Origin of the sequence: Nitratireductor sp. XY-223 (genome assembly GCF_004959855.1) — a bacterium.
In the GTDB taxonomy this organism is placed as follows: Bacteria; Pseudomonadota; Alphaproteobacteria; order Rhizobiales; family Rhizobiaceae; genus Hoeflea_A.
On record NZ_SPNT01000001.1, the window covers coordinates 689,421 to 715,226 of the forward strand.

Sequence of the window (25,806 nt, forward strand, 5' to 3'; positions counted from 1 at the left end):
TCATTCAGGAGCCTCGATGCCACGCACATATTTGAAGAAGGCAGAACTGACCTCGACCAGCGACACGACGGACGTACGCGCCACGGTGCAGGAGATCCTCGATGCCATAGAAGCGGGCGGCGACGCGAAAGCGCTCGAATATGCCGCGAAGTTCGACCGTTACGACGGCAATGTCGTCCTTTGCCGCGACGAGATCGATGCGGCGGTGGCGCTCGTGCCGGAGAAGCTGAAGGACGATATCCGTTTCGCGCACGACAATGTCCGCCGTTTCGCCGAGGCGCAGCGCGAGACGCTGAAGGATATCGAGGTCGAGATCGTTCCGGGGCTCGTCGCCGGCCAGAAGAGCATCCCGTGCGGCACGGCCGGCTGCTACGTGCCCGGCGGGCGCTACAGCCATATCGCCTCGGCCATAATGACGGTGACGACCGCCAGGGTCGCCGGGTGCCGGAACATCGTCGCCTGCTCGCCGCCCCGTCCCGGCGTCGGCATCGCGCCGGCAATCGTCTATACGGCCGATCTTTGCGGGGCGGATACGATCCTCGCAATGGGCGGGGTGCAGGGGGTCGCGGCGATGACCTTCGGCCTGTTCGGGTTGCCGAGGGCGGATATCCTCGTCGGCCCGGGAAACCAGTTCGTGGCGGAGGCAAAGCGGATCCTCTACGGCCGGGTGGGGATCGACATGTTCGCCGGGCCGACGGACAGCCTGATCCTGGCCGATGGGACAGCCGACGCGGCGATCGTCGCGGCCGATCTCGTCGGGCAGGCCGAGCACGGCTACAACTCGCCCGTCTGGCTGGTCACGGACGACCGGGCACTCGGCGAGCGGGTCATGGAGCTGGTGCCCGGGCTCATTTCGGATCTGCCCGAAACCAACAGGCAAAACGCGGAGGCTGCCTGGCGCGACTATGCCGAAGTCATCGTCTGCGGCGACCGCGAGGAGATGGCCGCGACGGCGGACGAATACGCGCCCGAACACCTGACGGTCCAGGCGGCGGACCTGCCGTGGTGGCTGGACCGGCTGCAATGCTACGGCTCGCTCTTTCTCGGCGAGGAGACGACCGTCGCCTTCGGGGACAAGGCTTCGGGCACCAACCATGTGCTGCCGACATCGGGGGCGGCCAGCTACACCGGCGGGTTGTCGGTCCACAAGTTCATGAAGATCGTCACGTGGCAGAAGGCGACGCGGGACGGCGCCAGACCGGTGGCGGAGGCAACCGCCCGCATCTCGCGCCTTGAAGGCATGGAGGGGCACGCACGCACCGCCGATATTCGCCTGCGCAAATACTTTCCCGGCGAGACCTTTGACCTGTCAGTGGATGAATAGGACGATGGAACACGGATTTGCCGGGCTCTTCGATCTGACGGGCAAGGTCGCCTGCGTGACCGGTGCAAGTTCGGGGCTGGGGCGCCGCGCCGCCGAGACGCTCGCGCGGGCCGGTGCACAGGTCGTCGGCGTCGCGCGCCGGAAGGACGCGCTGGAGAAATGGCAATCGGATACCGCGGGCGACACTGCATCGGTGGCCTTCGATCTCGCGCAGCGTGGGCGGCTGTCTGAACTGGCCGGGGCGGTTTCCGACCGGTTCGGCGCTCCGGACATCCTCGTCAATGCCGCCGGCATCAACCCGCGGGAGCCCGCCGACGCGGTGACGCCCGAGGGGTGGGACCGGACATTGGACCTTAATCTCGCGGTCCCGTTTTTCCTCAGCCAGGCGCTGGTGCCGGCCATGCGGGAGAAGGGGTGGGGACGGATCGTCAATTTCGCTTCGCTTCAGACGACACGGGCGTTTCCGGGCGGGGTGTCCTACGGTGCATCGAAGGCCGCAATCGCCCAGTTGACCCGCTCCATGGCCGAGAGCTGGTCGCGATACGGCATCAACGTCAACGCCATCGGCCCGGGCTTCTTCCGGACCGAGCTCACCGCCGCCGTCTTTGACGATCCGCAGCGCGCCGAGCGCAACGCCGCGCAGACCTGCATCGGCCGCAACGGCGAGGCGGAAGACCTGGACGGTCCGATGCTGTTCCTGTGCTCCGATGCCTGCCGCTACGTCACCGGTCAGGTGCTGATGGTCGACGGGGGGTTCACCGCAAAATGAAGGCGCTGGTCTACCAGGGAGAAAGACGCCTCGCTTGCCGGGAGGTGCCGCAGCCCGCGCCGGCGGACGGAGAGGTCATCGTCGCCGTCGAGAGCGTCGGAATCTGCGGGTCGGACATGCACGCGTTTCTCGGCCATGACGAGCGCCGGCCGCCGCCGCTCATCCTCGGCCATGAAGCCGCCGGGGTCGTCAAGACCGGGAGCCTTGCCGGCAGGCGCGTCACCGTCAATCCGCTTGTGGCTTGCGGCCAATGCCCCGTCTGCCGGTCGGGCCGGGATAATATCTGCCCCGGCAGGCAAATCCTCTCGATGCAGCCGCGCGAGGGCGCATTCGCCCAGATGATCGCCGTGCCGCCCGCCAATCTCTTTGAAATTCCCGACAATATTTCCTTTGACGTTGCCGCACTGGCGGAACCGCTTGCCTGCGGCTGGCACGCCGTGCGGTTGGCGCGGCGGGCGATGTCTGCTGAAATCGACCGGGCAGGGGTGCTCGTCATTGGCGGCGGTGCGATCGGCGTCGGCGCGGCGCTCAGCCTCGAGGCCGCCGGCGCCCCGGACATCACCCTGTCGGAGCCGAATCCCGGGCGGCGGGCCTATCTTCGCGACGCATGCGGGCTGGCCGCGATCGCCCCGGAGGAACTTGGCGAGGACGAACAATTCGATCTGATTGTCGATGCGGTCGGATTTGCCGCGACGCGGTCGCAGGCGATTGCGCATGCGCGGCCCGGCGGCGTGATCACGCATATCGGGCTCGGCGGCAGCGGCGGCGAAGCCGATTTTCGCCGCATGACGCTTCAGGAAATCACCTTCATCGGGACCTATACCTATACGAAGCAGGACTTTCGCGAGACGGCCCGGGCGATCTGTGATGGCCGCATGGGTCCGCTCGATTGGGTCGAGCGGCGCCCACTCGGCGGCGGACAGTCCGCTTTCGAGGACATCCTCGCCGGCCGGGTGGAGGCCCCGAAGATCATCCTCAAACCAAACGAATAGAGGCGATTTCCCGGCTCGACGGTAGGGCCGCGGAAGGCACGTGATTCCTTGTGGCATGCGGCGCCGGGATCTTTGCGCGCCAAAGCCTTGCCGTGCTTTGCCTGCGCCCTTGGTGCGGCACGAAGTAGCCGAGAATCGTGGTTCATAACCACAAGATGTGATGAAGAGGACGTTTGTATTTAACGGTGACAAAAGGTAGGCTTTGCAGTTGGTGTATTGCAGATCCAACGTTCGTTGTTTTGGTTGAGACGAATAAATGGAAACGAGGCCTACAAGTGGCACAGCCTCAAAGCGTGTTACAGTAATCAGCGTCTGCTTCAATAGCAGCCAGATCTTACCGGAAATGCTCGCTTCTTTGCCCGATGACGTAAGAGTCGTCATTGTGGACAACGGGTCAGAGGATATACAGCGTGTCCGGTCGCTTTGCGCGCGGACTTCTATCCGTTTAATCGAAAACGGCAAGAATCTTGGTTTCGGGCGTGCCTGCAATATTGGAGCGCGGGGCGTTGAAACCGAGTTCCTGCTTTTCCTGAACCCCGACGCGAAGCTGCAGGCGGGAGCAATCCAGGCCCTGCTGAAAGGTGCCGACATTCATCCCGAGGCCTGTGCGTTCAATCCGATCGATCTGTGCAATGGCAGGAAACGGCTGCTGAAGCGCTCCAGTGTCCTGTTGCCGCGCCGGAATTGGGAAGTCGAGGGTGGCTCGGCGCGGGACAGGAGGCTTCCCGTCCTCTCAGGTGCCGCACTCTTTGTGCGCCGCTCCGCCTTTGAAGCGGTCGGAGGATTCGACGAGCAGATCTTCCTGTACCACGAGGACGACGACATAAGCCTTCGGCTCAAACATCAGTGTGGTGCTCTCCTGTGCCTGAGCGATGCAATTGTCAGTCACGCGCGCGGCCAGTCGAGCCTGCGGAACGCCCAAACCGCGAGGCAAAAGGCGATGTATATGGGTCAGTCCCGCGTATACGCCACACGAAAACACGGCGTTCCCTACGCATATGCAAAGGCCTCGGCCTCGGGACTTCTCAGGGTGCTGTCTCCGATCAACGTGCTTTCGGCCCGAAAACGGTCCGAGAACCTTGGTTTTTTGAATGGTGTTTGGTCTGCGCGCAAGCCGCGTGCGCCGGTCCGGCAAGCCTCACCCGGAAACAGGGCGCTTGGAGGAAAAATCCCCAACCGGTTCGGATGGATGTGAGGCGACCGAAGAGCCGTGCCGGTCGGTTACGTGGACATCCGATGCTCGCCGGCGCTCGCTTTCTGGGGCTTCAGTCTCAACCGGCGCAAAGCAGCCGCCTCGTCATGGAACGTCCTGCAATCCTCGCGTGCTTGAAGAAATGCGACCAGGACCGCTGACGCTTCCTCATCGAGCCACAACGGTGACTTCTTGACGAAGGGGAACCCTGCCTCGCTGCAGATAAGGTCGATGCCGGCATAGCTGATACCCTGACGCGATATTGCCAACATGATCAGTTTTTCGAGGCGGGTCCGGTCAGTGGTGGGATCCGCCAGAACCTGTTTCTTCAGGGCCAGCAGACGCTTGTCTTCCGGAATGATCAGATTGCGCGCCAACTCCCACGTCCGATCGTCATCAAGACTTGCGAGCAACTGATTGACCGAGGCGACATTCAGGGTTGATGCATGTGAGTATCCGTTTCGCAGCGCCCATTGCGTAAATCCGACCTCGCCTCGTCGTACGACACGCTTCTTGGTTCCACTCATCCTGAGGTGTTCCCAGAAGCGCAGGAACTGACGGTCTCGGGCAAGACGCCCCGAGCAGGCCAGCGCGAAGGAGCAATAGTGAAATTTCCTGTGGCCGGAGTCGTAGCTCCAGACGGCATCATCAAGTTCGCTGTAGTTGAACCGCGCTATTCCCCAATTTGACGCGGCACCGCACAGATCGACATCGAGCTGTTCGACATCGTCGAACCAGTCGTCCGAATCCGGAAGCGGAAACCAGGTTGAATCATTGAGGAAATACAAACGATCAAGGTGCGTGCGCTGTTCCGCCAGCTCCAGAACGCCGTCCCGGTACCCGCCGAAATCGTAACCGACATTCTGCCGCTCAAGACATCGCCACGTCACAGGCCGCAAGGCGGTGCGTTCCATATCGGAGAGCGGGAGATTTGACACGACCAGAGGCGCCACTCCCTTCGAAACCATATATCTGAGCGCGATCAGGTGGCTCTCCAGCAGGCCATCGCTTGGGTAGATCACATATATGGCGATCCGGCGTGTGATACCGACATTGCCCTCCAGACGCCGTATTTTCCCACGGTGCGCCAAATCGTATATCGGCGTCGCAAACACGTACTCGATGAAATATGCGGGCCAGGAGACGATCTGCAGAAGAAGCCGGCGCAGTTCCCGTTTCAGTTTCCAAAGTGGGGTCGGTTTCATGCGGGGGCTGCTGGAATACGGGGTGGACGATTGAGATCATGCCGTCGGCGTTGGCGAAAACAAAAGCGTCTCACCTTTGCGCGCCATAATACGGCTGGAAGCGCCGGGCTGTCGACTCCCGACCCGGCAGGCGGCAAACGTTCGCGTCGACGTTTTGAGACTGGAGAACAGGCATCCGGCGCTTGCTCCGGCATTTGAGCGCGGCATAGAGTGAGAAACGGTCAAAGAGGCCGCCCTGTATCTGACTCCTGACGATAATTTGCAACGCTGGACCGGGAATTCCCAAGTGCTGGGCAAAATAAAGCGAAGCATAAGAAAACGACGCGAACTTGCACAGGTGGAACGGTCTTTGCGGCGGCCGAATAATCTTCAATGGCGGTTCGGGCCGGTTTGCCCGGTTTATGCCTATGACGCGGCCTGTGCTCAGATCGGCGACCATTTCTACCTGTTTGGAGGATACACGAACCTAAGCACTGTCAATGATACGGCGCATGTGTTCGACCGCGCGCGCAGCGCGTGGACGTCGTCCATTGAACTGCCGCCTGAATTTCCAAATTCGCATACTGCCGTTGCCGCGGACGGCGTGCGGTACATTTATTCGGCGGGCGGTCAGGTCGGTCCGCAATGCCGGCCGGCATGTGCACGCGTCTATTGCTATGACTCGCAGGCCGGGTCCTGGACAGGGCTGCCGGACCTCCCGGATGTGCGCTATGCTGGGACGATGCAGCTTTGGAAGGGTCGGCTTCACTTTGTCGGCGGGGCGGAAAAGGACCGCTGGACACCCTGCGCCGATCACTGGAGCATCGCCATTGAAAATGGCCGCGCCGCCGAGGAAGACTGGCGGACCGAAACACCGATACCAGTTCCCGGCATGCACCGCGGAAGCGTTCTGCTGAATGACAGCCTTTATGTGATCGGCGGGCAGCAGGGAGATTTTGTCGCCATCGCTGGCGACCCGGAGTTCACCTGCACCGGTGAAACGCGTGAGGACTATATCGGCGAGTGTTTCAGGCTGGATACGCCGACCGGCGAGTGGGTCCGCATTGCCGATCTGCCCGTTGCCGCTTCCCATGTTGATTTCTCGGTCCTCAGTCACGACGGAAAAATTCTCGTCGTAGGCGGCCAGATCTACAAGCACCCGGAGGAGTTCTATTTGCGCCTTACGGATGCCGTACAGCAGTTCGATCCGGAGACAGGCAACTGGTCAATCTTCGGCACGCTGCCCTATCGCCTTAAGATTCCATGCGCGGGAATCCGGGATGATCGTCTGATATGCGTCGGCGGGCAACGCGCCGTTATCGGGTCCGACCGCCCCGGGCCGATCTCGGCGGATGTTCTGGAACTGACACTGAAGAGGCGGGACCAGCCGGTTTATGCGATGCCGCGGCCGAACCGGTTTGCCGGCAAGTCAATCCTGCTGGTCGCGCACGAGCTGTCCCGGACAGGTGCGCCGCTGGTGCTTCTGGAAACCGCGCAGATGCTCTGTCGGGCGGGCGCGCATGTGCGCCTAGTCAGTGCCGATGACAAAGTTCGTGGGTTCGATCTGGCAGCCGAATACGATGTTCCGGTCGTGCCGATTGAAAGCAGCTTCGACCTTGCCGCCAAAGCCGACTTCGTTGTCGCCAACACGCTTGATCAGCGCACCGAGACATGGGTCCGCTCCTGCCTCGAGCATGTCCCAGGCCTGTTGAAACGCCTGTTGTGGTGGATCCATGAAATCGACGTCGAGTTCTTTCGGCCGAACGCCGGACTGGTCGGAAAGTCGGCAGGGGTTTTGTTTGACAGCGATGCCGGCCGGTGCAGCTGGGCCAACGAGATCGAACTGCCGGAAACCCACACGATCAATCCGGCTTTCAGCGCCGCTTTCATGGCCAGGGTCGAAAAGGACCTGGCGTCGGGTGACGGGACCGCAATCCGCGCCGGTGCGTCACGGCAAATGATCCGCGCTCGACTCGGCGTGCGGCCGGACGATTTCCTCGTTACCAACATCGGCACGTTCGAAACCCGAAAAGGCCAGTTGCTGCTGTCACGGACCCTGGGCGCGTTGGCGTCAGAAAGGAAGCTGCCGGTAAAGCTCCTGCTTATCGGCTTTAGAAGCGAAAGCCGGTTGAGGCGCTTTCTCCTGTCCCGCTCCCTGAGTGAGCATCGTGTCCTTTCGAGGAAGCGGCTTTTCACCGCGACGCCCGATACCGGCCGTTACCTTGTTGCATCCGATGCCTTCGTCATGAACACCCAGGGTGTCGACAATCGCAGCGGCGAAAATTTCGGACGGGTAACGACCGAGGCGATGGCATACGGTGTGCCCGTTCTGGGAACTTCGGCCGGCGGAACGCCGGAGATCATCCGCCACGGGGAAACCGGGCTGCTGTTTCCGGTCGGCGAAGCGGGCCAGGCGATGCTGGCAGACCAGTTGGAAGGCCTGATCGGGGACCGGTCGTACGCCCGCGCCCTGGGTCTTGCCGGTCGCGAACACGCGCTCAAGGCATACCGACCCGAGCTTTTCATGAAAAAACTCGAGGCGCTCTTCGACAAATTCTGATCGTTCCGGTCCGTTTTAGGATCACGCTTGTTCAGTCCGTGCAATTTTCGTGCAAACGGAGTACTAACGCGTGAGGTGTGTCCAGTTTGTACGGGATTTTTTACGGCCTAATCTGACAGAATGTATCATAACGCGTTGAAAGAAAAAGATAAAGTCTTCGCCGTTGCGCCGATGATGGACTGGACGGACCGGCATTGCCGCTATCTGCACCGGCTGCTGACGAAGCGGGCGCTGCTCTATACCGAGATGGTGGTGGCCGATGCGGTGATCCATGGCGACCGGGAGAAGTTGATCGGCTTTGATCTGGTCGAGCATCCGGTCGCGTTGCAGCTCGGCGGATCGGAACCGGACAAGCTGGTTGCCGCCGGCCGCATCGCTTCCGACATGGGTTATGACGAGATCAACCTGAATGTCGGCTGCCCGTCCGACCGCGTCAAATCGGGCCGTTTCGGCGCCTGCCTGATGCGCGAGCCGGTGCTCGTCGCCGAATGTGTCGGCGCCATGAAGGCGGCGCTGCCGGTTCCGGTCACGGTTAAATGCCGTATCGGCGTCGACGACCAGGATCCGGAAGCCGCTCTCAGCACCATGGCCGAGGGGGTATTCTCCGCCGGTGCCGACGCGCTGTGGGTGCATGCCCGCAAGGCCTGGCTTGAGGGGCTCAGTCCCAAGGAGAACCGCGATATTCCGCCGCTGGACTACGACCGTGTGTTTCGCCTGAAATCGGATTTTCCGAATGAATTCATTGGTATAAACGGCGGTATTGAGGATCTGAATCATGCGCTGGAGCTGTCGCGGCCCGTCGACGGCGTCATGCTGGGGCGCGCCGCGTACCACAATACCGGTCTGCTCGCTGACGTGGACCGGCTGTTTTACGGCGACACCCATCCTGCCATCGGCTGGAACGAGGTGCGCGATGCCATGATGGCCTACGCGGATCGCTATATGGGGCAGGGCGGCCGGCTCATTCACGTGACCCGCCACATGGTGGGGCTCTTCCATGGCCAGCCCGGCGCACGGCGCTACCGGCAGATCCTTTCCGACGACGCGCGCCGGGAGGGTGCCGGTGTCGAGGTGATCGCCGAGGCCTTTGCCGCCATACGGCCGCGCGAGCCGCTTGTCGCCTGAAGGTCGGGCGATCAAGCGCTTGTTATTGCTTGCCCCTTGATGGCGCGCGCCTAGTTTGGTCAAACAGGCCCTGCCGATTGCACAATGACCGGACCGGAACGCCATGGACAGCACACCGCTGAAATTCGATCTGCCGAAGGCCCTTGCCGAACTGCCGACAGAGGCGCTCGAACGCATGACCGAAGCCGCCGATGCGGTGCGGGAAAACCTGAGGCTGCTGAAGAAATCCGGGCAGAACCTCGTCGGGCAGTGCCTGGCCCACCAGGGCACCTTCTACGAGGAGGAGCACTATCCGAAGGGGGACGTCTACGACGCGGAATCCCACGCGCAGTACTACTATCATGCCCACCGGCCCGAAAGCGGTGAACACGGACATTTCCATACGTTCCTGCGGGCCAAGGGCATGCCCCGCAAGACGCGGCCCGTGCCCTACACGGGCGAGACCGAAAGACCCTCCGGCAAGGACGCGCTGTCGCATATCGTGGCGATCTCCATGAACCGTCCGGGCCTTCCCATCGGCATGTTCACGACGAACCGCTGGGTGACGGGCGAAACGTTCTATTCCTGTGACGACGTGATCGCCATGATCGACCGCTTCGACGTGGAGCAGAGCTATCCGTGCCTGGCGACGAACCGGGCGCTCTCGGCGCTGATGCAGCTGTTTAGGCCACAGGTCGTTGCGCTGCTCAAACAGCGTGACACGACGCTCGAAGCCTGGGCGAAGCTGCACCCGGACCGCGATATCTACGAAGACCGCAAACTGGAGATCACGTCGATCGTGGACATCAGCATCGAACGGCAGACAAACGAGCTGAAGAAAGCGCTTCGCCGCGCCCGCCAGAAATAGGCTGCCGCAGGCGCCGCGACCGCCCGTTCAGGCCCGCCATTCGCGTTTCGACGGATTGCCCAAGTAAATTCCACCTCTCGAATTGTTGACGGGGCGATCAAGCGATTGTGACACGCAGGTTACCGCCGACATCTTAAGCTTGAATCGTGGATGAGAAACGCACCCAGCCGGCGCTCGTACGTCCGGTCAGGCGGAGGAGATACGAATGGCGACAATCAAATCGAAATTGCTGACAACGGTTGCCGTGGTGCCATTGGCGCTGGCGGGGGCGGCGGGTGGGACGCTGCTTCTATCGGCGGGCCTTTCGACACCGAGCACCGCCTCGTGCGCAGCCAACCCGTGTGCAGCGAAGAAAACCGCCGCCGCCTGCAACCCGTGTGCAGCGAAAGCGGCCTGCGGCGCCTGCAACCCGTGTGCGGCCAAGAAGGTATCTGCGTGCAACCCGTGCAACCCCTGCGCGGCCAAGGCTGCTTGCGGTGCGTGTAATCCGTGCAATCCCTGCGCCGCTGCGGCATGCAACCCCTGCAACCCGTGCAATCCCTGCGCGGCCGGTGCAGGATCGGCGGCAACGGAATGCTATGTTCCGCGGCTGCAGCAGGCCGCGCTGTGCAACCCCTGTGCGGCGAAGGCCGCATGCGGTGCGTGCAATCCCTGCGCGGCCAAGGCCGCCTGCGGCGCCTGCAATCCTTGCAACCCGTGCGCGGCCAAGACGGCATCCGCGTGCAACCCGTGCAATCCGTGTGCCGCTAAAGCGGCGTGCGCTGCCTGCAATCCGTGCAATCCCTGCGCGGCCAAGACGGCTTCTGCCTGCAATCCGTGCAACCCGTGCGCTGCCAAGAAAGCCTCGGCCTGCGGCGCCTGCAACCCGTGCGCCGCCAAGGCTGCCTGCGGTGCGTGCAATCCCTGCGCGGCAACCAAGACCGCGGCGGCCTGCAACCCGTGCGCGGCCAAGAACCCGTGCGCTGCAGCCAATCCCTGCGCGGCAGCGGCCTGCAATCCGTGCAACCCGTGCAATCCGTGCGGTGCAAGCTCGGCGGCAGCCGATCCGGATGACCTCAATCTGGGACCGCAGGAGGTCACGGCACTCTATGACTGCCTGAAGTCGGAACTCGTCAAGACCTACAAGGGCGGCGGGCACTGGGCGGTCAACCGGTGGGAGAACTTCGTTCACTTCTCCAAGTACCCGTATCCGAGCGCCACGCACGGCAACCGTTTCGTGGTGAACTACACCAACAATATCGGCGCGGAGGCCTATGCCAAATACGAAGAGATCGGCAGTGCGCCGATCGGCACCACCTCGGCCAAGGCGAGCTTTATCGTCGACGCCAAGGGGCAGGCCTCGCTCGGACCGTTGTTCATCATGGAAAAGATGACGCGCGGCTTCAACGCGGCGACCGCCGACTGGCGCTACGCGATGGTGATGCCGGGCGGCCAGACCGTGGGTCTGACCGGAGGGCCGGGCAGCGATGCCATGACCTTCTGCCACGACTGCCACACCGGCGCTGAGGACGCCGACTATCTCTTCTTCCTTCCGGAAGAAGTCCGGGCGCGTTAAGGGCCCGACCTCCAGCCGCGCCGCCGGTGATTGGGCCGGCGGCGCGGAGCCTCTACCACAATTCGGTTCGAAGCCAGCGGGCGCGTGATCGCTGTTGCCGAATGCGCCGGGGCTACACGTCGCCACCCGGTTCGCGGTGCATGATGAGGCGCACGCCGCGCTGCCAGGTCACGTATAGCCACAGCCAGTGCAGCATGACGAAGAGCCGGTTCTTGAAGCCGATCAGGAAATACACGTGGGCCGCGCCCCACAGCAGCCAGCCCGGAAATCCCTTCATTTTGATGCCGTAAATTTCGGCCACTGCGCTGTTGCGGCCGATCGTGGCCAGCGTCCCGGCGTCCGCGTAGCGAAAACCCCTTGTCGGGGTCCGCCCGCGGGCCAGCGCCGCCAGCCGGCGGCCGACATAGATCCCCATCTGCTTGGCGACGGGCGCGATGCCCGGCAACGGGGAGCCGTTCGCCTCGTGGCGGGCGGCGTCGCCGATGACGTAGACATTTTCGAGCCCGTCGGGCCTCAGCGTCGTGTCGACCTCGACATGCCCGCTGCGGGTGACCGGCAGCGACAGCCATATGCCGGCCGGGGAAGCCTGCACGCCGGCGGCCCAGACGACGGTTTCGGCGGCGATGTCGCCCTGGTCCGTCGTCACGGTTCCGGCGGCGATGTCGGTCACCATCGCACCGGTTCTCACCTCGACGCCGAGCGCCTCAAGATCCCGCGCAGCCCGCTGCGACAGGTCCTCGGCGAAGGAGGGGAGCACGCGTGGCCCGCCCTCTAGCAGGATTATCCTGTTGTTTTCCTTGCTGATTTTTCGAAAATCGCGCATCACCGACTGTGCCAGCTCGGCGATCGCGCCGGCCAGCTCCACGCCGGTCGGGCCGGCGCCCACCACGACGAATGTCTGGAATCGCCTGGCGGCGTCGGGGTCGCCGTCGACCACGATTTCGGCCTTTTCGAAGGCCGTCAGGATTTTCTCCCGCAAGCCCAGCGCGTCGTTCAGGGTCTTGAGACCCGGCGCGAATTGGGCCCAGTCATCCCTGCCGAAATAGCTGTGGCGCGCGCCCGTCGCGATCACCAACGCATCATAGGGCAGGACCCTGCCGCTCTCCGTCGCCACCGTCTGTGCGTCCTTATCGACACCGACCACCCTGTCCATGATGACCTGGGCGTTGCGCTGGCTGCGCAGCACGTGGCGGATGGGCACCGCGATCTCGGCCGGCGTCAGCGACGCGGTGGCGACCTGGTACAGAAGCGGCTGGAAGAGGTGGTGGTTCTGCTGGTCGATGATCGTCACGTTGACCGGAGCTTTTGCCAGTTCTTTGGCGGCCGAAAGACCGCCAAAGCCCGCTCCGACGATGACGACGTCTTTGATTGCCTGGGACATAAACGCCTAGTGCCCCGGTTTGCCGGTCTTGCCGCGGGTCATCTGGCGCCGCCGCCCGCCGCTCTCTTCATGGGATCCCGCGCCGATCTTGCCGCGCTTCACCGGCTTCTCGCCCGAGCCCACGGGTCGCGCCACATCGGTGCCCGGTCCCATGTCGTCGAGCGAGGGCTTCTTGAAGTAACCGGTGCCACGCTCGCTGCGTGGCAGCGGCCCGCGCCGCTTCTGTTTCTCCCGCCGCGCCTTGGGGCTTGCGTCCATGTCGCTTTCCAGCCGGGCGAGGGGATCGTCCAGGACGGCCAGCTCGGTCTCGCGCAGCCGCTTGATCTCGTCGCGCAGGCGCGCTGCCTCCTCGAAATCGAGATCGGCGGCCGCATCGCGCATCTTCTTTTCCAGATCCTCCAGATGGGCGGCAAGGTTGTTGCCGATCATCACGCCGTCTTCCTTGAAACCGGAGATGTCGGCGCGCACGTGATCCTGCTCGTAGACGCTGTCGAGAATGTCGGCGATCTGCGCCTTGACGCTCTCCGGCGTGATGCCGTGCTCGGCATTCCAGGCCATCTGCTTGTCGCGGCGGCGGTTCGTCTCGGTCATCGCCCGGTCCATGGAGCCGGTGACCGTGTCGGCGTAAAGCACCACCTTGCCGTCGACATTGCGCGCTGCGCGGCCGATGGTCTGCACAAGCGAGGTCTCGGAACGCAGGAAGCCCTCCTTGTCGGCGTCGAGAATGGCGACAAGCCCGCATTCGGGGATGTCGAGACCTTCGCGCAACAGGTTGATGCCGACCAGCACGTCGAAGGCGCCGAGCCGCAGGTCGCGGATGATCTCGATGCGCTCGAGCGTATCGATGTCGGAGTGCATGTAGCGCACGCGCACGCCCTGCTCGTGCAGGTATTCGGTGAGATCCTCGGCCATGCGCTTGGTCAGCACCGTCACCAGCGTCCGGTAGCTCTTCTGTGTCGTCAGCCGGATCTCGTCGAGCACGTCGTCGACCTGATTCTTCGCCGGGCGCACCTCGACCGGCGGGTCGATCAGGCCGGTCGGGCGGATCACCTGTTCGGCGAAGACACCGCCGGACTGCTCCAGTTCCCAGCCGCCGGGTGTTGCCGAGACGGCGATGGTCTGGGGCCGCATCGCGTCCCATTCCTCAAAGCGCAGCGGCCGGTTGTCCATGCAGGAGGGCAGCCGGAAACCGTATTCCGCGAGCGTTGCCTTGCGGCGGAAGTCGCCACGATACATGGCGCCGATCTGCGGCACCGTGACGTGGCTCTCGTCGAGGAAGATCAGCGCGTTGTCGGGGATGTATTCGAACAGGGTAGGCGGCGGTTCGCCCGGCGCGCGGCCGGTGAGATAACGCGAATAGTTCTCGATGCCCTGGCAGGAGCCGGTCGCCTCCAGCATCTCGAGATCGTATCGCGTGCGCTGCTCGAGCCGCTGGGCCTCCAGCAGGCGGCCGGCGCGCTCCAGTTCCTCCAGCCGGTGGACCAGTTCCTGGCGGATCGACTTGATCGCCTGGTTGAGCGTCGGGCGCGGCGTCACATAGTGCGAATTGGCGTAGATTTTCACGGATTTGAGTTCATCCGTCTTCTGCCCGGTCAGCGGGTCGAACTCGGTGATCGCGTCGATCTCGTCGCCAAAGAGCGAAACGCGCCAGGCACGGTCTTCCAGGTGCGCCGGGAAGATCTCGATCGTGTCGCCGCGTACACGGAACGTGCCGCGCACGAAGTTCATGTCGGAGCGGCGGTATTGTTGCGCCACCAGGTCGGCGAGCAGTTGCCGCTGGTCGATGCGGTCGCCGATCTGCATCTGGAAGGTCATGGCCGTGTATGTTTCGACCGAGCCGATACCGTAGATGCAGGACACGGACGCGACGATGATCGCGTCGTCCCGCTCCATCAGCGCGCGCGTCGCGGAGTGGCGCATCCGGTCGATCTGCTCGTTGATCGAGGACTCCTTCTCGATATAGGTGTCCGAGCGCGGCACGTAGGCTTCCGGCTGGTAGTAGTCGTAGTAGGAAACGAAATACTCGACAGCGTTCTCAGGGAAGAAATTCTTGAACTCGCCGTAGAGCTGCGCCGCCAGGGTCTTGTTCGGCGCGAGGATCAGGGCCGGGCGCTGGGTCTTCTCGATGACCTTGGCCATGGTGAAGGTCTTGCCGGAGCCGGTGACTCCGAGCAGCACCTGCGTGCGGTCATCGTCGCCGAGTCCCGACACGAGGTCGCCGATGGCCGTCGGCTGGTCGCCGCTCGGCTCGAAATCGGTCTTCATGTGGATGGTGATGCCGCCTTCGGACTTTTCCGGACGGGCCGGTCTGTGCGGTACCCAGGCCTTGCCGTCCTTGAAGCGCGGATCGCCGGATTCGATCAGCTTGCTCAGCGCCTCGACCGTGGCGGTGACGCCCGATGAGCCGGCCTTTTCGTCGGTCGGACGCGCCTTCGCGCCGGGCTTCAGTTCCTCGGCCTCTTCAAGGGATATGTCGAGACCGGCCACCGGATTGAGACCTGCCGCGGCCCTGGTTTTCGGATCCGTGCTGCCGCCGATCGAGGTGCCGCGGGCAGTACGCCCGGCCGTCGCCTTGCGGTCGCGTTTCGTCTTGCGCGGCGGCTTTTTCGCCTCTTCGGCGATTTCCTTTGCCCACTCGCCGACACCGCCGGTCAGCGGTGTTCCCTCAAGCGGCTCCTGCGGCTTCTCTTCGAAGCCGCTCGCAGGTTTCTTCTTCCGATCGGATCCCATGCAGCGAATATGGCGAGTGAATGCAGAAATGGAAAGGGCTGAGCGTGCCGAAAAACAGCCATCCTGACAGTGTTGTGTCAGGAGACCGGCCCGGTGTGAAGTCGTTGGATGCGTCATGGCAATTTGCAATTGTGCAGTGTGCCAATAATGTGAAATCCTATTGCGAATCTACATGCCGGCAAACAAGTGCCGGGCCAACCAGTGCTATGAGGGGAATCGCTCATGAATGCGGAGCCGGACCAAAACGCGGGAACCGCCGAGGAGAACAAGCCCCCGAGCAAGTTGCGGGAGGGGCTGATCGTCGTCGCGGCGCTCGCCGTCGGCGGCCTGATCCTGTTCGGCATCTACCTCTACTGGAATTTCGAAAGGGATCATCCCGGCACCGACAACGCCTACCTGAACGCGAACTTCGTGTGGATATCGCCGCGCGTCGACGGCGAGATCAGCGAGGTCTTCGTCACCGACAATCAGCTCGTCAAGCAGGGCGACAAGCTGTTTGCGATCGATTCCAGTCTCTATGACGCCGAACTCAGCGCCGCCGAGGCCGCGCTCGTGCTTGTCCACCAGGGTATCGAGGCCGGCAAGGCGCGCGTCGATGCGGCCAAGGCGCAGGTGGCCGAGCAGCAGGCCCTCGTCGCAACGGCCGAGCAACTGACGAAGGCCACGAAACCGCTGGTTCGCGACGGCGTGGAGCCGGTGCTGAAGGGTGTCGAGGTGGAAAACAGCCTGGCCGAAGCCAAATCCAAGCTGGACACGCTGATGGCCGACCTCACGGTGGCCGAAAAGGAATACGGAACACCGGAATCGATCGAGGCAAAGATCCAGAAAGCGGAAGCGTCCTTGACCGAAGCCAAGCTCAACAAACAGTGGACGACCATCGTCGCGCCGGCCGACGGCTATGTGACCAACCTGTCACTGCGCCGGGGCGACGTCGTCACATCGGGCGACCAGCTGTTTCCGTTCATCGAATCCGCGATCTGGTGGATCGACGCCAATTTCAAGGAGACCAATGTCGACCGGATCCGGCCCGGACAGCCGGTGACGGTGACGCTGGACATGTATGACGACAAGACGTTCGACGGCACCGTCGAGAGCATCGGCTTCAGTTCCGCCGCGTCCTTCTCGCTGCTCCCGGCGCAGAATACGACCGGCAACTGGGTGAAAGTCACCCAGCGTATCCCGGTTCGCATTTCGCTTTCGGCCATGCAGGACGAGTTTCCCTACCGGATCGGCGCCAGCGCCTCGGTCGAGGTCAATACCGACGATCCGACCCCGGCCCAGTCCCAATAGGGCGATAGGGAACGCCGATGGCCCAGGAGCCAGCCCACCAGATCAAACCGCTGCCACCCGGCTTCCACCGGACGATGATCATCGTCACGACGCTGTTCATCTCGCTGATGGCGTCGATCGACCTGACGATCGTTACGGTGGCGCTGCCTTACATGGCGGGCAATCTGAACGCGACGACGGACGAGGTGACCTGGGTGGTGACCATGTTCGCCGTCGGGCAGGCGATCGTCATCGGGATCACCGGGCACCTGTCGCGCATGCTGGGCCGGAAGGTGCTCATCCTCACGGCGGTCATCGGCTTCGTCGTGTCATCCGTCGCCTGCGGGCTTGCGCAGGACCTCGACATGATCGTCGCGTTCCGGTTCATCCAAGGGCTGTTTTCCGGGCCGCTCATCCCGCTGTCGCAGGCGATGCTGATCGACGCGGTCGAAGAGGAAGAACGGGCCAAGGTCCTCGCTTTCTGGGTCGTCGGCGTCATGGGCGGGCCGGCGCTCGGACCGATGCTGGGCGGCTATCTGGCGCAGGATCTGGACTGGCGGTGGAATTTCTGGGTGAATATCCCGGTCGGAGCCGTGGCGACAATCCTCATACTGACTTTTGTGCGGCGCACGCCGCACACACCGATGCGAACCGACTGGCTGGGCCTCGGATTTCTCGTGGCCATGCTTTCGACGCTGCAGATCGGCCTGAACCAGGGCGACAAGCTCGACTGGTTCGGTTCGCACACGATCGTGCACCTGTTCCTGATATCCTTCGTGGCGGCGTTGGTCGTTGCCGGTCGCGGCATCTATCTCGGCAAACGCCACATAATCGACATCGGGCTCTTCGCCGACCTCAACTTCACACTGTGTTGCTTGGTGGTGACGGCCATGGGCAGTACCTTCCTGGCGCTGATGATCCTTGCCCCGCAGCTCTTCGTCGACGGTCTCGGGTGGCAGGCATCGACGGCGGGCGTGGTGATCGGATGCTACGGGGCCGGCGGTGTGACAGGCAGCTTTGTCGCCGGCCGGCTACAGTCGTTCCTGTCCTTCCGGCAAAGTTACATCCTTGCCTGTGTGATCATGGGATCGGGCTGGTACTGGTTCAGCCGGCTTAATGAAAACATCAGCGAGTGGGAGGCCGTCCCGCCCGGTGTCCTGATCGTGTTCGGCATGATGCTGGTGTTTCCGATCCTCGCGGCACGGGCTTTTGCAAATCTTTCCCCCGAGAGGCGCGATGAAGGGGCGGGTCTGTTCAATCTGACCAAGACGCTCGGTTTCTCGTTCGGAACGACAGCGGTCGGCACGCTCTACTACAACGGACAGCTTGCCAACTGGACGCGCCATGTCGGTGACATCAACCCGGCAAATCCGGCACTTCAGCAATATCTGAACGATCTCGGCGGTGTCAGCTATGACACCCAAATGGCCTATGTGGCCGAACTGCTTCAAAAGCAGTCGCAATTGCAGACCATATTCGAAATCGCACAATATATGGCTTTCTGCACGTTCGGCCTGGCGGTCCTCGCCTTCTTCTTCCGCAGCCCGACGCCCAGCCGCTCACGCGGTTACGCGGGCTGGCTCGACATTCGGCCGTTCGGGCGCTTCAGGAAAGCGGCCAGAGCCGCAGGCTCAGGATGATGAAAACCGGCAGCGTTGCCGCGGACAGGAGCGTTGTCACCAGGACGAGGCCGGACGCTTCCTTAACGTCTTCCCGGTATTCGGTGGCGACGATGTAATCGAGCACCGCCGTCGAAAGTGCCGCGGTGAGGACTGCTGAAACCGCCCATTTGGGCTCGACATCCGGAAACAGAAGCAAAATGCCGATTGTGATGAGCGGCATCGCAACGAGTTTGACCGCGCTGAGCAGACCGACTTCCCCGAGGTTTGCAAGCCGCGATCTGACCAGCGCTTCGCCCATGGCAAAAAGCGCAACGGCGGGTGTCGCCGCGCCGGCGATCTCGGTTGTCCGGTGGACCCAGCCCGGAAGGGGAAACCCGCTTAGGGAGTAGGCAACGCCCAGTACCATGGCGAAAATGATGGGGTTCTTGAACGTGTGCAGCAGCGCGGTCCGAAGCGCTGCGAACGGGCTGCCGTTGCCGCTGCGGGCGAGTTCCAGGATCAGGATGGTGATCGCCAAAATCGTCAGCAGGATGATGTTCCCGACGCCCACGGCCGGAAGCGCCAGCGCGCCGACAATCGGCGTGAGGAGGGGGAGTCCGACAAAACTGACATTCGAGAAGGATGCGCCCAGACCGTGCATGGCCCTTTGCTGCACGTCGCTGTTCCGCCGCACAAGCACGAGAGGCAGGACAAAACAGACGACCGCCGCCGTCCCCAGCGACACGACAAAGGGCAGATTGAATATCCTCTCGAGTGGTGAGCCGGCCAGCGCGCCGAACAGCAGCAGCGGAAGCGAGAAGTGGGTCACGAAGCGGTTGAGGATGGCCGCGCTGTTGTCGCCGAGGATGCCCAGCCTGCCGGACGCGTATCCGAGCGCCATGATGACAAATATGGGCATCAGGATCGTAACGACTTTCGCAAGCATGGCTCACCCCCCGCTGCGGACATCCGTTGCTATTTGCGAATCGGCGTCGGCTTGCCGTCTTCGTCGAGCGCGACCATGACAAAGCGGCCGACAATGACCTTCTCGCGGTGCGGCCGCAGATAGCGCTGCGCCCAGGCCTCGACCACCAGCGTCATCGATGTGTTGCCGATTTTCTCGATATGGGTGTAAACGCAGAGCGTGTCGCCGACATGCATGGGCTTTTCGAAGACCATTTCATTGACGGCCGCGGTCACCACCCTGCCGCCGGCGTGCTCTGCGGCCCTGATGCCGCAGGCGAGATCCATCTGCGCCATGACCCAGCCGCCGAATATATCGCCGGCGGCATTTGCATCTCCGGGCATGGCAAGTGTGCGAAGCGTCAGCTCGCCCGTCGGTTCGCCGGTGTCGGCTGATGTCATGGTCCCCTCCGATTCTCGACCTTGTCGGGGGACTGATACCGGCTTTGCCGCAGTTTGCAACCGCAACGGCAGGGCCGGGTTGGATTAACGATCGCCGAAACGCTTGCAGATCTTGACCCGGCAGGCCGAGTTGTCGCGTGTGGGAACGGTTGCCAGGTTGGCGATCGAGCGGGAACCGCAGAATGTGCTTCCCGAAACATACCTGTTGTAAATCGGGACCGACGGTTTGCTCTTCGAGTTGTAGCGCAGCTGCGCGACGCCGTCGCGTTTGACGATCGCCTGAACCTGGCTGCACGTCATGTTGCCGATATCGTAGGTCTGTACGGCCCAGGCGGGGGCTGCAACAAGCAGGGCTGTCAGCGACAGTATCAATCTCATCATGGTACCCTCGTATCGGGTTATGGAGGCACAGCGGATGCCGGGCACGAAGTCCGGCACGCATCGCCCGGCGCTCACCGCCGGGCCGCAAACACCCCGTTCGAAACGGTCAGGACATCAATCGTCGAACAGGAGATTGTCACTGATGTCAGCGCATTTATAAACCAGGCAATTCGCCCTGTTGCTCGAAGGAACATAGGCCCTTTGGGCGTATTCGTTCGGATCGCAATAGAGGCCGTTGCGGACATAGCGGTCATAGATCGGCAGGGAGGGATTGCGTGTGGATCGCCACCGCAGGATTGCGGCACCGTCCCGGTTGACAGCCTGCTGTACCGCCGCACAACTCATCGACTGCACATTGTACCGATTGATTGCCAGCGCGGGAAAGCTGACTGAAACGATGCAAAGGGCCAATAGAACGCTTTTCATACCGTGTTTCTCCCTTGGGTCACCGCGCGCCTGATCAGTGCCATGCTTATGTAGGCATGGCCGGGACCGATTGCCATTGATCAATTGGGCGTATTCAAGGCAGTTCCCGACAATCGGTCCGATTTCGCGGTGCTCAATCAGTCGAACGAACGCTCGAACGTCCCATCGGCGCACCGTTTGACCGGGCAGTGGGCCGTGTTGCTCGACGGAACATAGGCCCTTTCCGGAAACTGCCCCTTGTCGCAGAACAGGGAATTACGAACGTAGCGGTCGTATATCGGCACTGAAGGACTGCGCGCCGACTGCCAGCGCAAAATCGCCGCACCGTCCCGATCGACCGCCTGCTGAACAGAGGCGCAGCTCATGGATTGCACGTTGTACCGGTTGATCGCCAGTGCGGGAAAGCTGACCGAAACAATACAAAGTGCCAATAAAACGCTTTTCATGGGGTATTCCTCCCGGTTCCGTCACGCAGATGAAGCCTTGCCGCAGTCATTTCCTGCGGTCTGGGAAACTAACTATGGCAACCCTTTCACGCGGACAGTGCCGTTCACGGATTTGCTATCACTTGGCAACAAGGCGTGATCCGCATGGCGCCCGCACCGGCGCCCCGGGTTGCAATTTGGCGAACGGCGCGTTCATTGTGATGACCTGTCGGATTGGAGCGGACGAGATCGTTCTGGATAGGACAATTGAACCGGGAGCAAGTCATGCAATATGCAATTCTGATCTACGCCAATGAGGGTTTCTTCGAGCGGTTGCCGCAGGACGAGCAGGACACGGCAATGGATCACCACCGGCAGCTTCAGGCGGAGCACAACGCCAAGGGAACGCTCGGCGCGGTGGCCAAGCTCATGGACACGTCGGCCGCGATGACCGTCAGGAAGCGCGGCGAGAGCGTTCTTGTGCTCGATGGCCCCTTTGCCGAGACGAAGGAGCAGCTGCTCGGCCTCTATATCATCGAGTGCGCCAGCATGGATGACGCGATCGAGCAGGCGAAAAAGCTTCCCCAGGGTGTTGCGGCCTACGAGATACGCCCGGTGGGCTGGGGTGGCGGAACAATCGCGGAAACGGGCGGGGCCGGCTGAAACCGTGTCGTCCGACAGCGAGATCGCTGCGCATTTTGCCGTCGCGCGCCCGCGGGTCCTCGCGGCGCTGACCCGCCAGTTTTCGGATCTCGACGCCGCTGAGGAGGCCTATCAGGAGGCCTGCGTACGCGCGATGGAGCGCTGGGCCGCGGACGGGGTGCCGCGGGATCCCACCGGCTGGATGATTATGACCGGGCGCAACGCGACGATCGACCGGTTCCGGCGCGACAGGCGGATCGTGCTCACGGACGCCGTTCCGGACAATCCGGCGAACGAGGACGATGTGGAAACCGCGCTCGTCGACCGGATCGACATGTCCGAGCTACGCGACGACGTCCTGCGCCTCATGTTCATGTGCTGCCACCCGGAACTGGACCTGAAGGATCAGCTTGCGCTGGCGCTCAAGGTTATCGGCGGGTTTTCGGTGGACAAGATCGCGCGGGCCTTCGTGGTGAAGCCGAAGGCCATGGAGCAACGCATCACCCGTGCCAAGAAAAAGGCCGCGTCGGTGGCCGAGCGTCTCGACACGCCAAGCCTGCAGGAGCGCTCGGCGCGGCTCGATGCCGTCTGCGCCATGGCCTATCTGCTCTTCAACGAGGGGTATTCGGCAAGCGGGGGAGACCAGCATATCCGAACCGAATTGTGCGATGAGGCCATCCGGCTTGCGCGTCTGCTGCTGGCGCTGTTTCCATCGCAGGCCGAGGTCATGGGCCTGCTTGCCCTGTGCCTGTTCCAGCATTCGCGGCGGCGGGCCCGGCTGGATGCCGACGGAAGCCTCATAACGCTGGAGGAACAGGACCGCAGCCTGTGGAACCGGCAGGAAATCGCCGAGGGGCAGGTGCTGATTGAAAAAGCGCTCCGGCACGGGCGTCCTGGTCCGTACCAGATCCAGGCGGCGATCGCGGCCGTGCACTGTGTCGCCGAGACCCCGGATGGAACCGACTGGGGCGAAATCGAGCGTCTTTACGCGGCGCTCGAACAGGTTCAGCCGACGCCTGTTGTGTCGCTCAACCGCGCGGTGGCGCTTGCCAAAGTGAAGGATGCCGGGGCCGGGCTGATATACCTGGAGGGCGTGTCTGAAGCACTCTCCGGTTATCTCTATTTCCACTCGACACGCGCGTCGCTCCTGGAAGAGGCCGGGGACCTGGACCGGGCCGTCGCCGCCTATGAGCGTGCGCTTGAACTCGATCCGACCGAGCAGGAGGCTGCTCATATCCAGCAAAGGATCGCGCGGTGCAGATCTTCTGAAAAAAAATCCGGGCCGATGTAGGATCGGCGTCAGCCTATTCGTTCTTGGGTCATTGCAACCGCTATCCCAAGGAGGAAAACGATGACAAATCCGATGCAGACTCACGGTGCGGCAAGCTGGATCCAGCACAGCGGCAGCGACCCGGCCGGCGCGCGCAAGTTCTACGAGACCGTACTTGGATGGACGGTCAACGACATGCCGATGCAGGACGGTTCGTCCTATTCCGGAATCGTCGTCGGCGAGAACCCCATCGGCGGTTTCATGCCCATGCCGGTGCCGGCAGGCGAATGGACGATCTACATCACCGTCGACAACGTCGACGCACGTTTCAAATCGGCGCTCGATAACGGTGCGGAAGGTATCGATGAGCCGGCCGATTTTCCGGGCGTCGGCCGGATGGCCAAGATTCGCGACCCGTACGGTGCGTCGATCTCACTCATCACCTACGAGAGTATGCAGGGCTAGGCTGGTCCGGCGCGGCCGTGTCGGCCGCGCCGCCCGGTTTCCAGCCGCATTAACGGAGACGTGGCATGATTACGATCACGATGATCTTTACCGGCATATTCCTGCTGATGCACACGGCGCTGTCGGCGACGACCAGTGCCCACAGGGCGAAATACGATGTCGACTTCGGCGACGGCGGCAACCTCGCCATGCTCAAGGCCATCCGTGCGCAGGGCAATTTCATCGAGTATGTGCCGATTCTGCTGATCGCCATGGGCGTGAGCGAATATGTCGGCGCCGCGCCATGGTTCATCTGAACCTGCGGCTGGGTGCTGGTTGTCGCGCGCGTCTCGCATGCGGCCTATATGCTGGGTTATGCCGGCAAGCCGGCACGTCTGCTGGGCGCCGGGCTGACATTCCTGCTGATGACCGTTTTCGGTATCTATCTCATCGGCCGCGGCTCCGGGCTGATGGCTTGAAAATTCAGGGACAAGGCAAACCGGAGGATATCATGGCACCCGATCCGCACTTGACCGAATTGATGCGAGAGGCCCTCGAAGGCAGGCCGGGAATTGCAGAAAAGAGGATGTTCGGCGGCATCTGCTTCATGCTCAACGGCAACATGTTCGCCGGAGTTAACAAGGACCGCTTCATGTTCCGCGTCGGCAAGGATCTGGAGACCGAAGCGCTCACCCGGCCGGGCGCGCAGCCGATGGACTTCACCGGCCGCAAGATGGGCGGGCTGATCTGGGTCGATGCCGATGCGGCAATCGACGCGGGCTTGAAAACGTGGCTTGATTTCACGGCGCAATTCGTCGGCGCGCTGCCGCCGAAATAGGGAGGGTCCGCATGTTCAACGGTATTCCGAAGCAAACGGTCGCGTTTCTGAAAGAGCTGAAAGCCAACAACAACCGCGAATGGTTCGAGGCGCACCGCGAGGATTACGACACATATTTCGTCGAGCCGGCGCTCGGGCTTATCGAGGCATTGTCGCCGGTGGCCGCGGCGCTCGATCCGCCGCACGAGGCCATCCCGAAGCTCAACAAGTCGCTACGGCGGATCCACCGCGACACACGGTTCTCCAAGGACAAGACACCCTACCACACGCATATGCACATCGTGCTGTGGACGGGCGACCACCCGAACCGTTCGGCGGGCACCCATCTGGTGTTTTCCGACGACCATTTCGGTTTCGGTTCCGGCCACTGGGCATTTTCCGGGGACGGGCTGGAGCGATACCGCGCCGCCGTCCAGGAGGACGGGGCACGGCGGGAACTGGATGCCGCCCTTGCGTCGGCCGGGAAAGTGGGCTGTACGCCGGGCGAACCGGAACTGCAGCGCGTGCCGCGCGGTTTCGACACCGACAGTCCGGCGGCCGAATATCTGCGGCGCAAGGGCATCGTTGCCCGCACCCACGACAAACCGGCTTACGACGAGCGGCTGTTCGGCCCGGATGCCATTGCCTATCTGACGGGTATCCTTGAAGCCCTCAGCCCGCTTAACCGGTGGGTCAACAGACGTGTCGAGACGGCTTGACGGCCGGTCGGGCCCTTGCCGCGTATACCATTGCTACAATCGGGCGTTTTCTTGCCGGATTCGCCGTGTTATCGGAACCGCATGAGATGGCCCACAGCAATTCCGTTTATCGTATTGACCGCGTTCGCCGCACCGTCCGCGAGCGATGCGGCGTCCGTGCCGGTCCCGAAACCGAGGCCGGCGAACAGCGACGCGGGAACCGTTGCGGCAAAGCCCGAGAAGCATGCGGGCCTGCCGAAGGACGAGATCGCCTGCCGAAGGCGCCTTGAGGATCTCGGCGTAAGCTTCGCGCCCGTTAAACGCATTTCCGGAAAAAACGGATGCGGCATCCGATATCCCATCGAAATCTCGCGGCTTCCGGGGGGCATCAAACTGTCCGGGCGCACGATCCTCAATTGCAGGACCGGCGAGGCGTTGGCCGGATGGACGTCGAAGGTCGCCGCGCCCGAAGCCCGGAAACGGCTCGGTGCCGAACTGACGCAGATCGATCAGTACGCCACCTATCACTGCCGGACGCGCAATTCCCTGAAAGGGACCAAGCTTTCGGAACATGCCAAGGGCAATGCCGTCGATCTCGGCCGGTTCCACCTGTCGGACGGCACCGTCGTGGACGTGGCGTCGCGGCCGCGCAAGGGAACCGCCAATGCCGGTTTCCTCAAGGCACTCAGAGATGCGGGCTGCACTTTCTTCACGACCGTGCTCGGACCCGGCAGCGACGAATACCACAGCACACATTTCCACTTCGACACCGCCCAGCGGCGCAACGGCTCCCGGTACTGCAGGTAATC

Annotated in this window: 27 protein-coding genes; 18 read left to right on the forward strand and 9 right to left on the reverse strand. The window is 62.8% G+C overall.

What is annotated here, in order from left to right; genetic code table 11:
* Positions 1-16 precede the first annotated feature (16 nt).
* The 4 genes from hisD (at position 17) to E4M07_RS03020 (ending at position 4,280) form a co-directional block, all read left to right on the forward strand.
* Complete coding sequence (gene hisD / locus E4M07_RS03005) at positions 17-1,324, forward strand: histidinol dehydrogenase (protein WP_136656793.1); 1,308 nt, start codon at positions 17-19, stop codon at positions 1,322-1,324.
* A gap of 4 nt (positions 1,325-1,328) precedes the next feature.
* On the forward strand, positions 1,329-2,093 hold the full coding sequence (locus E4M07_RS03010; RefSeq protein ID WP_136656794.1) for an SDR family oxidoreductase: 765 nt from the start codon (positions 1,329-1,331) through the stop codon (positions 2,091-2,093).
* A complete protein-coding gene (locus tag E4M07_RS03015) occupies positions 2,090-3,085 on the forward strand; it encodes an alcohol dehydrogenase catalytic domain-containing protein (RefSeq protein WP_136656795.1) in 996 nt (331 codons plus the stop codon). Before E4M07_RS03010 ends, E4M07_RS03015 begins: the two co-directional genes overlap by 4 nt.
* A gap of 256 nt (positions 3,086-3,341) precedes the next feature.
* Entirely contained in the window at positions 3,342-4,280 is a 939-nt protein-coding gene (locus E4M07_RS03020; RefSeq protein WP_136656796.1) for a glycosyltransferase family 2 protein, read from the forward strand.
* Positions 4,281-4,306: 26 nt separating this feature from the next.
* Here E4M07_RS03020 and E4M07_RS03025 read toward each other — a convergent pair whose 3' ends face one another.
* Together E4M07_RS03025 and E4M07_RS03030 are read right to left on the reverse strand one after the other, a co-directional pair.
* Positions 4,307-5,482, reverse strand: a complete 1,176-nt coding sequence (locus E4M07_RS03025) for a rhamnan synthesis F family protein (protein ID WP_136656797.1) — start codon at positions 5,480-5,482, stop codon at positions 4,307-4,309.
* A gap of 70 nt (positions 5,483-5,552) precedes the next feature.
* Positions 5,553-5,921 (reverse strand): hypothetical protein, encoded by a 369-nt coding sequence (locus E4M07_RS03030; protein WP_136656798.1) that lies wholly within the window; start codon positions 5,919-5,921, stop codon positions 5,553-5,555.
* Between the two features lie 282 nt (positions 5,922-6,203).
* On the opposite strand from E4M07_RS03030, the gene E4M07_RS03035 reads away from it, so the two are divergent.
* From E4M07_RS03035 to E4M07_RS03050, 4 genes are all read left to right on the forward strand, one after another.
* Positions 6,204-8,021, forward strand: coding sequence for a glycosyltransferase (locus E4M07_RS03035; RefSeq protein ID WP_136656799.1), 1,818 nt, complete (start codon positions 6,204-6,206; stop codon positions 8,019-8,021).
* A 120-nt stretch (positions 8,022-8,141) separates the two neighbouring features.
* Complete coding sequence (gene dusA / locus E4M07_RS03040; protein ID WP_136656800.1) at positions 8,142-9,146, forward strand: tRNA dihydrouridine(20/20a) synthase DusA; 1,005 nt, start codon at positions 8,142-8,144, stop codon at positions 9,144-9,146.
* Positions 9,147-9,249: 103 nt separating this feature from the next.
* A complete protein-coding gene (locus E4M07_RS03045; protein WP_136656801.1) occupies positions 9,250-9,993 on the forward strand; it encodes a hypothetical protein in 744 nt (247 codons plus the stop codon).
* Positions 9,994-10,198: 205 nt separating this feature from the next.
* A complete protein-coding gene (locus E4M07_RS03050; protein ID WP_136656802.1) occupies positions 10,199-11,548 on the forward strand; it encodes a cytochrome P460 family protein in 1,350 nt (449 codons plus the stop codon).
* Between the two features lie 112 nt (positions 11,549-11,660).
* Here E4M07_RS03050 and E4M07_RS03055 read toward each other — a convergent pair whose 3' ends face one another.
* On the reverse strand, positions 11,661-12,929 hold the full coding sequence (locus E4M07_RS03055) for an NAD(P)/FAD-dependent oxidoreductase (protein WP_136656803.1): 1,269 nt from the start codon (positions 12,927-12,929) through the stop codon (positions 11,661-11,663).
* A 6-nt stretch (positions 12,930-12,935) separates the two neighbouring features.
* Entirely contained in the window at positions 12,936-15,659 is a 2,724-nt protein-coding gene (uvrB, locus tag E4M07_RS03060) for an excinuclease ABC subunit UvrB (protein ID WP_136656804.1), read from the reverse strand.
* Positions 15,660-15,881: 222 nt separating this feature from the next.
* Here uvrB and E4M07_RS03065 point away from each other — a divergent pair, with 222 nt between their 5' ends.
* Entirely contained in the window at positions 15,882-16,949 is a 1,068-nt protein-coding gene (locus E4M07_RS03065; protein ID WP_136656805.1) for an HlyD family secretion protein, read from the forward strand.
* Between the two features lie 17 nt (positions 16,950-16,966).
* The gene (locus tag E4M07_RS03070; RefSeq protein WP_136656806.1) at positions 16,967-18,568 is read left to right on the forward strand and encodes a DHA2 family efflux MFS transporter permease subunit; all 1,602 of its coding nucleotides are present in this window, start codon (positions 16,967-16,969) and stop codon (positions 18,566-18,568) included.
* Here the strand turns inward: E4M07_RS03070 and E4M07_RS03075 are convergent.
* From E4M07_RS03075 to E4M07_RS03095, 5 genes are all read right to left on the reverse strand, one after another.
* Complete coding sequence (locus E4M07_RS03075; RefSeq protein ID WP_136656807.1) at positions 18,534-19,475, reverse strand: AEC family transporter; 942 nt, start codon at positions 19,473-19,475, stop codon at positions 18,534-18,536. The genes E4M07_RS03070 and E4M07_RS03075 overlap by 35 nt on opposite strands.
* A 29-nt stretch (positions 19,476-19,504) precedes the next feature.
* The gene (locus E4M07_RS03080; protein WP_136656808.1) at positions 19,505-19,894 is read right to left on the reverse strand and encodes an acyl-CoA thioesterase; all 390 of its coding nucleotides are present in this window, start codon (positions 19,892-19,894) and stop codon (positions 19,505-19,507) included.
* Positions 19,895-19,978: 84 nt separating this feature from the next.
* A complete protein-coding gene (locus E4M07_RS03085) occupies positions 19,979-20,275 on the reverse strand; it encodes a hypothetical protein (RefSeq protein ID WP_136656809.1) in 297 nt (98 codons plus the stop codon).
* Positions 20,276-20,389: 114 nt separating this feature from the next.
* A complete protein-coding gene (locus E4M07_RS03090) occupies positions 20,390-20,701 on the reverse strand; it encodes a hypothetical protein (protein ID WP_136656810.1) in 312 nt (103 codons plus the stop codon).
* A gap of 137 nt (positions 20,702-20,838) precedes the next feature.
* Positions 20,839-21,147: a hypothetical protein gene (locus E4M07_RS03095; protein ID WP_136656811.1), complete on the reverse strand. Its 309-nt coding sequence runs from the start codon at positions 21,145-21,147 to the stop codon at positions 20,839-20,841.
* A 264-nt stretch (positions 21,148-21,411) separates the two neighbouring features.
* Here E4M07_RS03095 and E4M07_RS03100 point away from each other — a divergent pair, with 264 nt between their 5' ends.
* The 8 genes from E4M07_RS03100 (at position 21,412) to E4M07_RS03130 (ending at position 25,804) form a co-directional block, all read left to right on the forward strand.
* A complete protein-coding gene (locus tag E4M07_RS03100) occupies positions 21,412-21,789 on the forward strand; it encodes a YciI family protein (protein ID WP_136656812.1) in 378 nt (125 codons plus the stop codon).
* Entirely contained in the window at positions 21,752-23,059 is a 1,308-nt protein-coding gene (locus E4M07_RS03105; RefSeq protein WP_246660344.1) for an RNA polymerase sigma factor, read from the forward strand. Before E4M07_RS03100 ends, E4M07_RS03105 begins: the two co-directional genes overlap by 38 nt.
* 60 nt (positions 23,060-23,119) lie before the next feature.
* Positions 23,120-23,503, forward strand: coding sequence for a VOC family protein (locus E4M07_RS03110; protein WP_136656814.1), 384 nt, complete (start codon positions 23,120-23,122; stop codon positions 23,501-23,503).
* Between the two features lie 65 nt (positions 23,504-23,568).
* Positions 23,569-23,799: an MAPEG family protein gene (locus E4M07_RS03115; RefSeq protein ID WP_136656815.1), complete on the forward strand. Its 231-nt coding sequence runs from the start codon at positions 23,569-23,571 to the stop codon at positions 23,797-23,799.
* Between the two features lie 12 nt (positions 23,800-23,811).
* Positions 23,812-23,961 carry a hypothetical protein gene (locus E4M07_RS29010; protein WP_169054066.1) on the forward strand — a complete coding sequence of 50 codons (150 nt, stop codon included), beginning with the start codon at positions 23,812-23,814 and terminating at the stop codon, positions 23,959-23,961.
* 32 nt (positions 23,962-23,993) lie between these two features.
* Positions 23,994-24,320 carry a TfoX/Sxy family protein gene (locus tag E4M07_RS03120; protein ID WP_136656816.1) on the forward strand — a complete coding sequence of 109 codons (327 nt, stop codon included), beginning with the start codon at positions 23,994-23,996 and terminating at the stop codon, positions 24,318-24,320.
* An 11-nt stretch (positions 24,321-24,331) separates the two neighbouring features.
* The gene (locus E4M07_RS03125) at positions 24,332-25,018 is read left to right on the forward strand and encodes a DUF2461 domain-containing protein (RefSeq protein WP_136656817.1); all 687 of its coding nucleotides are present in this window, start codon (positions 24,332-24,334) and stop codon (positions 25,016-25,018) included.
* 81 nt (positions 25,019-25,099) lie between these two features.
* A complete protein-coding gene (locus tag E4M07_RS03130; RefSeq protein ID WP_136656818.1) occupies positions 25,100-25,804 on the forward strand; it encodes an extensin family protein in 705 nt (234 codons plus the stop codon).
* The last annotated feature ends 2 nt before the right edge of the window (positions 25,805-25,806 follow it).

What these genes read in the sequence shown, in the direction of transcription:
- hisD (WP_136656793.1), top strand. Translation starts at nt 17, where the DNA reads ATGCCACGCACATATTTGAAGAAGGCAGAACTGACCTCGACCAGCGAC.
- E4M07_RS03010 (WP_136656794.1), top strand. Translation starts at nt 1,329, where the DNA reads ATGGAACACGGATTTGCCGGGCTCTTCGATCTGACGGGCAAGGTCGCC.
- E4M07_RS03015 (WP_136656795.1), top strand. Translation starts at nt 2,090, where the DNA reads ATGAAGGCGCTGGTCTACCAGGGAGAAAGACGCCTCGCTTGCCGGGAG.
- E4M07_RS03020 (WP_136656796.1), top strand. Translation starts at nt 3,342, where the DNA reads ATGGAAACGAGGCCTACAAGTGGCACAGCCTCAAAGCGTGTTACAGTA.
- E4M07_RS03025 (WP_136656797.1), bottom strand. Translation starts at nt 5,482, where the DNA reads ATGAAACCGACCCCACTTTGGAAACTGAAACGGGAACTGCGCCGGCTT.
- E4M07_RS03030 (WP_136656798.1), bottom strand. Translation starts at nt 5,921, where the DNA reads ATGGTCGCCGATCTGAGCACAGGCCGCGTCATAGGCATAAACCGGGCA.
- E4M07_RS03035 (WP_136656799.1), top strand. Translation starts at nt 6,204, where the DNA reads ATGCAGCTTTGGAAGGGTCGGCTTCACTTTGTCGGCGGGGCGGAAAAG.
- dusA (WP_136656800.1), top strand. Translation starts at nt 8,142, where the DNA reads ATGTATCATAACGCGTTGAAAGAAAAAGATAAAGTCTTCGCCGTTGCG.
- E4M07_RS03045 (WP_136656801.1), top strand. Translation starts at nt 9,250, where the DNA reads ATGGACAGCACACCGCTGAAATTCGATCTGCCGAAGGCCCTTGCCGAA.
- E4M07_RS03050 (WP_136656802.1), top strand. Translation starts at nt 10,199, where the DNA reads ATGGCGACAATCAAATCGAAATTGCTGACAACGGTTGCCGTGGTGCCA.
- E4M07_RS03055 (WP_136656803.1), bottom strand. Translation starts at nt 12,929, where the DNA reads ATGTCCCAGGCAATCAAAGACGTCGTCATCGTCGGAGCGGGCTTTGGC.
- uvrB (WP_136656804.1), bottom strand. Translation starts at nt 15,659, where the DNA reads ATGGGATCCGATCGGAAGAAGAAACCTGCGAGCGGCTTCGAAGAGAAG.
- E4M07_RS03065 (WP_136656805.1), top strand. Translation starts at nt 15,882, where the DNA reads ATGAATGCGGAGCCGGACCAAAACGCGGGAACCGCCGAGGAGAACAAG.
- E4M07_RS03070 (WP_136656806.1), top strand. Translation starts at nt 16,967, where the DNA reads ATGGCCCAGGAGCCAGCCCACCAGATCAAACCGCTGCCACCCGGCTTC.
- E4M07_RS03075 (WP_136656807.1), bottom strand. Translation starts at nt 19,475, where the DNA reads ATGCTTGCGAAAGTCGTTACGATCCTGATGCCCATATTTGTCATCATG.
- E4M07_RS03080 (WP_136656808.1), bottom strand. Translation starts at nt 19,894, where the DNA reads ATGACATCAGCCGACACCGGCGAACCGACGGGCGAGCTGACGCTTCGC.
- E4M07_RS03085 (WP_136656809.1), bottom strand. Translation starts at nt 20,275, where the DNA reads ATGATGAGATTGATACTGTCGCTGACAGCCCTGCTTGTTGCAGCCCCC.
- E4M07_RS03090 (WP_136656810.1), bottom strand. Translation starts at nt 20,701, where the DNA reads ATGAAAAGCGTTCTATTGGCCCTTTGCATCGTTTCAGTCAGCTTTCCC.
- E4M07_RS03095 (WP_136656811.1), bottom strand. Translation starts at nt 21,147, where the DNA reads ATGAAAAGCGTTTTATTGGCACTTTGTATTGTTTCGGTCAGCTTTCCC.
- E4M07_RS03100 (WP_136656812.1), top strand. Translation starts at nt 21,412, where the DNA reads ATGCAATATGCAATTCTGATCTACGCCAATGAGGGTTTCTTCGAGCGG.
- E4M07_RS03110 (WP_136656814.1), top strand. Translation starts at nt 23,120, where the DNA reads ATGACAAATCCGATGCAGACTCACGGTGCGGCAAGCTGGATCCAGCAC.
- E4M07_RS03115 (WP_136656815.1), top strand. Translation starts at nt 23,569, where the DNA reads ATGATTACGATCACGATGATCTTTACCGGCATATTCCTGCTGATGCAC.
- E4M07_RS03120 (WP_136656816.1), top strand. Translation starts at nt 23,994, where the DNA reads ATGGCACCCGATCCGCACTTGACCGAATTGATGCGAGAGGCCCTCGAA.
- E4M07_RS03125 (WP_136656817.1), top strand. Translation starts at nt 24,332, where the DNA reads ATGTTCAACGGTATTCCGAAGCAAACGGTCGCGTTTCTGAAAGAGCTG.
- E4M07_RS03130 (WP_136656818.1), top strand. Translation starts at nt 25,100, where the DNA reads ATGAGATGGCCCACAGCAATTCCGTTTATCGTATTGACCGCGTTCGCC.